Source organism: Streptomyces sp. NPDC055078 (genome assembly GCF_053607985.1).
This window is the reverse complement of sequence record NZ_JBSGUP010000518.1, coordinates 1-5,883: the sequence shown is the minus strand read 5'-3', so window position 1 is coordinate 5,883 and position 5,883 is coordinate 1. Positions and strand designations below refer to the sequence as shown.

Genomic DNA, 5,883 nt, shown 5'->3' with positions numbered 1-5,883 from the left:
CGCCGGAACTCCCCGCCGGGGGGCTCGGCGCGGCCCACCGGCTCGTCGAAGGCTGGCTCGTCTCGTACGCCGCCGCCGGCGGTGAGGACATCGACCCGGGCGATCTCGCGGAGGCCGTCGCCGTCGAACTGTGCCCCTCGCTGCCACGCCACGACGTGGACGCCTCCCCGGCCGGAACCGTCGGCGGGCTGCTCGGCGACCACCCCCGGATCGTCCGGGGCTCCCTCACCCTCCGGCTCGATGAATTCCTGGCCAGGACCCGTGACTTCGCCGAGCGGGACGTCCCCGGCTTCCGGGCCTACCAGCGGCTGCGCTCCTCGCTCGTCGCGGCCGAGCGCGCCCGGCTGCGGCTGGACGAGTACCGGCCCCGGGTGATGTCCGCGTTCGTCCGCAACCGGCTGGTGGACGAGGTGTATCTGCCGCTCGTCGGCGACAGCCTCGCCAAACAACTGGGCGCGGCCGGGGACGCCCGGCGCACCGACAACAGCGGGCTGCTGCTGCTCGTCTCACCTCCCGGCTACGGCAAGACCACCCTGGTCGAGTACGTCGCCGACCGCCTCGGGCTCCTTCTCGTCAAGGTCGACGGCCCGGCGCTCGGCGCCGCCACCACCTCGCTCGACCCCGCCGAGGCGCCCGACGCCGCCGCCCGCCGACAGCTTGAGAAGATCCACTTCGCACTGGCGGCGGGCAACAACGTCATGCTCTATGTGGACGACATCCAGCACGTCTCGCCCGAACTGCTCCAGAAGTTCATCCCGCTGTGCGACGCGACCCGGACGCTGGGCGGCCACGATCTGCGCGGCAAACGGTTCGCGGTCTGTATGGCCGGAAACCCGTACACCGAGTCCGGACAGCGCTTCCGGCTGCCCGACATGCTCGCCAACCGGGCCGATGTGTGGAATCTCGGCGATGTGCTGAGCGGCAAGGGGGACGCGTTCGCGCAGAGCTTCGTGGAGAACGCGCTGACCTCCCACCCGGTCCTCGCACCCCTGGCCGGGCGCGAGCGCGCCGACCTCGATCTGCTGGTCCGGCTGGCCGGCGGGGACCCGACCGCCCGCCGCGACCGGCTGGCACACCCCCCTGCCCCGGCCGAACTGGAGCGGATTCTCGCCGTGCTGCGCCATCTGCTGGCCGCCCGTACGACGGTCCTCGCCGTGAACGAGGAGTACATCGCCTCCGCCGGGCAGACCGAGGAGTTCCGGACCGAGCCGCCGTTCCGGCTCCAGGGCTCGTACCGCGATCTGAACCGGATCGCCCAGCGCATCAGCCCGGTGATGAACGACGCCGAACTGGCCGCCGTCGTCGACGACCACTACCGGGGCGAGGCCCAGACCCTCACCACGGGTGCCGAGTCCAATCTGCTGAGATTCGCGGAACTGCGGGGCACGCTGGACCCGGAGCGCGCGGCCCGCTGGGCGGAGATCCGGGCCGCCTACGCCCGTACTGCCGCCGAAGGGAACGCGCTGGGGCGGGCGGTGGCGGCGCTGGGCCTGCTGGCGGACCGGCTCGCGGCCGTGGAGTCGGCGATCGCACGGCGGGGCGGTGAGGACGATGGGCGCGCGCGGGGGCGGGGGCGGTGATGGACGGTGCGGCCGGGGGGTGTGCGCGGGGCGGGGTCCGGCGGGGTCCGGCGGGATGCGCCAGCGAGTCCGCCCGGTGGTATCCGCAGGTGTCCGCAGGTGTCCGGCGGCGGTCACGGCCCCGGACGCGCCCCCTTGCGGGCCACGGCCCCGTACATCGCGACGTCCCGGTCGTCGATCGGGTCCTGGCCTTCGCGCGGGCGCCAGTGGTGCACCTGGGTCAGCCCCGGCTCCACCATCTCCAGCCCGCCGAAGAACGCCTCCGCCTCCTCCCGCTTGCGCAGCCGCATCGGCATCCCCCGGCGCTCGTACTCCTGCGCCACCCTCCCGACCTCATCCGGCGCGAAGTCCGCCGTACCGATCGTCGCCGCCAGGAAGCTCCCCGCCGGGAGCGGCGAGAGCAGCCGCTGCACCAGGATGTGGTCCTCGGGCGGCATGATGAAATGCAGCATCCCGATCACCATCAGCCCCACCGGCTCCCCCAGATCCAGGGTCTCCCTGAACTCCCGTGACTCGGTGATCGCCTCCGGCTCCCGGATGTCCGCGTCGACGTAGGCCGTCCGCCCCTGGGGCGAACTCGTCAGCAGCGACTGGGCGTGCGCCAGCACGATGGGATCGTTGTCCACATAGACGACCGCCGCGTCCGGCCGCTCCGCCTGCACCACCTCGTGCAGGTTCGGCGACGTCGGCAGCCCGGCCCCGATGTCCAGGAACTGCCGTATCCCCGCCTCCCGCGCCAGATACCGCGCGGCCCGGTGCATGAACTCCCGGTTCGCCCTCATGTGCACCGGCAGAGCGGGCCACCCCGCGACCATGGCATCGGCCGCCTCGACATCCACCGGAAAGTGATCGTTTCCGCCGAGGATGTAGTCGTACACCCGGGCCGAATGCGCCTGCGAAGCATCGATCCCGTCTACCGTATGGCCCTCTGACATTCCCCAACTCCCTTTCGGATTCGGTTGTTTGGGGAGTGTAGGGGCCTACGCGGTGGTACGGGGCGGGCGGGTGCGCACGGGGCGGACCGCCGTGTGCGCACGGGGGCGGACCGCTGTGTGCGCACGGCTTCGGGGCGCGTGCTCCCGGCGTACGGGGAGAGCCGTGTACGCCGGGAGAAGCCGAGCGGCCGTCGGTGCGCGGTCGTACGATCTGCCTATGGCTGAGAGACCGACGAAGAAGTGGCGTGCCCGGATCGCGACCGCCCGGACCGGCACCGCCGTCGCGGAGTTGTACACCCCGGAGTTGCTGGCGGCGACGGATGGCGCGCTGGCCGCGTTCGACGCGGAGGTGCTGGCACTCGAAGGGGCGGTGGACGACGGGCGGGTGTTCACGGCCGTCGAGCATGTGGTGATGAAGCTGAACGCGATAAACGCCGAGTACGGGGCGTACCGCACGGCGGAGCGCGAGGACCTGTGCGAGTACATCGACCGGGCTCTGACCGGGCAGGGCGTCGATGTCGCCGCCCTCGCCGCGCGGGCCGGGATCGACCGGTCGGCGGTCACGGACCGGTGGCGGGACTGGTGAGGTGCGGTGGCCGGGGGCCTGATCCGTCGTCATGGATCGGGCCCCCGGGACGACTGCCCAGGGGCCTGTTGCCGGGGTCCCGGCCGACCGGCCGGCCCGTCCTCCGGCCGGACGGCACTGCCCGGATGAGGAGGTCCTCGCGGTCCTCAGATGGGTCGTCCTCGGATGAGGTCGTCCTCAGATGAGGTCGTCCTCAGATGAGGTCCTCGCGGTCCTCGGGGTGGTAGACCGCGAGTGCCCAGATGATGAAGACATCGATCGCGATCATGATGACGGCCCAGACGGGGGCGTACGGAAGGAACATGAACTGGAAGACCAGCCCCAGCGAGGCGAAGAAGATGCCCGTGTAGCGGGCCCAGGGCATGTTCTTCAGGACGCCGTATCCGGTAACGATCAGACAGACGCCGATGATCAGATGGATCCAGCCCCAGCCGGTGAGGTTGATCTTGTAGACGTAGTCGCCGATCCGGCCGTAGACATCGTCCTCGGCGATCGCCGCGATGCCCTGAAGCACCGCGAGCACTCCGTTGCACAGCATCAGGATGCCCGCGAAGACGACCCCACCCACCGCCCAGCCGCTGTTCGGGCCCGTACCGGGGCCGGCGGCGCGCTGCGGCGGCGGAGTCCCGGTCGGCTGTGTTGCGTGGCTCATGGGACCTTCCTTCGTTGGCCCGTACGCCCATCGCGGACGGGGATTCGAGCGTCAGCCCGACTCCGTTCCGCCGCCAGCCGGACGCACCCGTTCGGGTGACGGTGCGGGGCTCTCCGCCGCCAGGAATTCCACGATCGCGAGGGCGAGGAGCAGGGCGAGTGCCAGACCGGCGACGACCCAGCCGGTGGGGTAGCTCCACAGGAGGTAGGCCAGGACGGCGGCGGCCACCAGGAGCCAGGTGATCCAGCGGCGGTGGCGGCGGACGAAGGGGCCCACCGGGCCGGTGCGCAGGCCCGCGTGGTCGGCGGTGGCGCGGGCCGAGCCGATGGCAGTGCCCCAGAGGCGGCGTACGAGGGTGGCGTGGCGGCCGGGGCCGGACAGCCAGGCGGCGAGGGCGATGACCACACCGAGCGTGATCACCATGCGTACGGCCGACCGCAGATAGCGGGTGAGCGCGTCGTACACCGAACCGGCGGCGGGCCGGGAGACCCCTGAGGGCAGCGAGTCGAGATACACCGCCCGGAAGGCCGTCAGCGCGATACCGAGGAGGGCGACGGCGAACGCGACGGCCAGCGCCGAGACGACCAGGGCGCGTCGGCGCCGTACGGCCAGCAGGATGCCGCCCGCGACGAGGACGACGGCGATGACCGGCAGCCAGAACCCGGCGAGCTGGAGGAGCCGGAACCAGGTCTTGAGCTTGCCGATGTCGTCGGAGCGGAGGACGGTGAGACTCGTATGGACCTCGGGGATCTTGCCCGCGACGGTCAGACCGGCGTCCACCAGCCGCTGTTTGACCTGGTCGACGACCGGGCCGAGGTCGATCTGCACGGCGTTGTCGGTCAGCTCGACCGCCCCGCCGCCGCTGCCGGTGAGCGCCTTGTCCACAGCGGCGTGGACCTTGCGGTTGGCCTCGGTCCACAGCTTCTCGAAGGCGTCGGAGGCCGCGACGTCCTGGGCCTTGTCGTGGACGAAGCTCTTGACGGCGCCCTCCAGTGAGCCGCCGAGCCTGCCGAGTGCGTCGGCGAGGCGGGGGCGGTCGGCGGGGGCCACGTCCGACAGCAGGGTGTTGATGTCGATGTGCCGCATCACGGCGTCGGTGACCCGGGTCGCGACGGCGGACTGGATGTCCTGGTCGGAGGCGAGCGGGGCGACCGTGTCGACATAGCGGTCGGTGTCGCCGACCTCGTCCGCCGTCCAGGAGGCGACCAGGCCGAGCGGGGCGAGGACACAGCCGACGACGATCAGCAGGGCGGCGAAGAAGGAGCGCACCCGGTGGTGGGCCCGTCCGCCGGGGAGTCCGGGCGCGGTCGGGGGCCCGGCCCCTGCTCCTGCCCCTGCTCCTGCTCCCGACGCCGCTCCGGTACTCGCCTCCAGGGCGGCGATACGTGCCCGGAGCCGATCAAGTTCGCTCTCGTCCGCCGCCATGGCGCCACCTCCGTGTGCTTCCACAGAAGCCGGGGCCGGACCGCCCGGCGACTCGCGTTGCCCCGTCCGGGTGGGAGAGCACCCGATCGGCACGGCCCACCGGCAGGCCGTCCCGCCCAGCCGCTGTCATGCCGCTGTCATAGGGGCATGCGTGGGACGCGTACACGGTGCGGGCGCCGGACATCCGGCACGGGCCCGGCGGGGGCGCCCGGAGCGGTCCCGGCGGGGCTACCCGGGGTCTGCCGTCTCCGGGCACCCTTGGCGGGGGTGCCCGTGCCCGGGGTGGCCCTGCCCGGGGTGGCCGGAGCGGTCGTGCCCGGGGTACCCGGAGCGGTCGTGGCCGGGGGACCCCGGGGGCGCCGGACATCCGGAGCGGCCCCGGCGGGGGTGCCTGGGGTGCCCCCGGCACCCGGAGCGGTCGCGTCCGGGGCGCCCGGGCCATCCGGAGTCACCCCGCCAGGGCTGACCCGACCATCCGGAGGACCCCGAGTGCCCGGGGCACCTGGGGCCGGAGCCGGGGCGGCCCGGGGAGCCGGGGCGGCACCCGGAGGCCGGGCAGCCCAGGCGGCGGCCCGGCCGGGACCTCCAGGTCCACGGCAGCGCCCGCCTGGCCCAGTCGCTGCTGGCCGCGGGCCTGGTCGACGAACTCCGCCTGGCCATCGCCCCGGTCGTGGTGGGCGAGGGCCGCCGCCTGTTCCCGGACGG

General features: G+C 73.0%; 5 protein-coding genes and 1 pseudogene. 3 read left to right on the top strand and 3 right to left on the bottom strand.

Annotation, left to right across the window (positions count from 1 at the left end; translation table 11 throughout):
- Positions 1-1,580, top strand: a 1,580-nt coding sequence (locus ACWF94_RS30890; RefSeq protein WP_453495838.1) for an AAA family ATPase, incomplete at its 5' end; no start/stop codon positions are given.
- Positions 1,581-1,693: 113 nt separating this feature from the next.
- On the opposite strand, the gene ACWF94_RS30885 is transcribed toward ACWF94_RS30890, so the two are convergent.
- Positions 1,694-2,515 carry an SAM-dependent methyltransferase gene (locus tag ACWF94_RS30885; RefSeq protein ID WP_453495835.1) on the bottom strand — a complete coding sequence of 274 codons (822 nt, stop codon included), beginning with the start codon at positions 2,513-2,515 and terminating at the stop codon, positions 1,694-1,696.
- Between the two features lie 217 nt (positions 2,516-2,732).
- Here ACWF94_RS30885 and ACWF94_RS30880 point away from each other — a divergent pair, with 217 nt between their 5' ends.
- Positions 2,733-3,101 carry a hypothetical protein gene (locus ACWF94_RS30880; protein WP_453495832.1) on the top strand — a complete coding sequence of 123 codons (369 nt, stop codon included), beginning with the start codon at positions 2,733-2,735 and terminating at the stop codon, positions 3,099-3,101.
- A 193-nt stretch (positions 3,102-3,294) separates the two neighbouring features.
- On the opposite strand, the gene ACWF94_RS30875 is transcribed toward ACWF94_RS30880, so the two are convergent.
- The gene (locus ACWF94_RS30875; protein ID WP_453495829.1) at positions 3,295-3,753 is read right to left on the bottom strand and encodes a DUF7144 family membrane protein; all 459 of its coding nucleotides are present in this window, start codon (positions 3,751-3,753) and stop codon (positions 3,295-3,297) included.
- A gap of 51 nt (positions 3,754-3,804) precedes the next feature.
- Positions 3,805-5,178, bottom strand: a complete 1,374-nt coding sequence (locus ACWF94_RS30870; RefSeq protein ID WP_453495827.1) for a hypothetical protein — start codon at positions 5,176-5,178, stop codon at positions 3,805-3,807.
- Between the two features lie 562 nt (positions 5,179-5,740).
- Between ACWF94_RS30870 and ACWF94_RS30865 the strand changes: the two are divergent.
- Positions 5,741-5,883: pseudogene (locus ACWF94_RS30865) on the top strand (dihydrofolate reductase family protein); the annotation flags it as partial.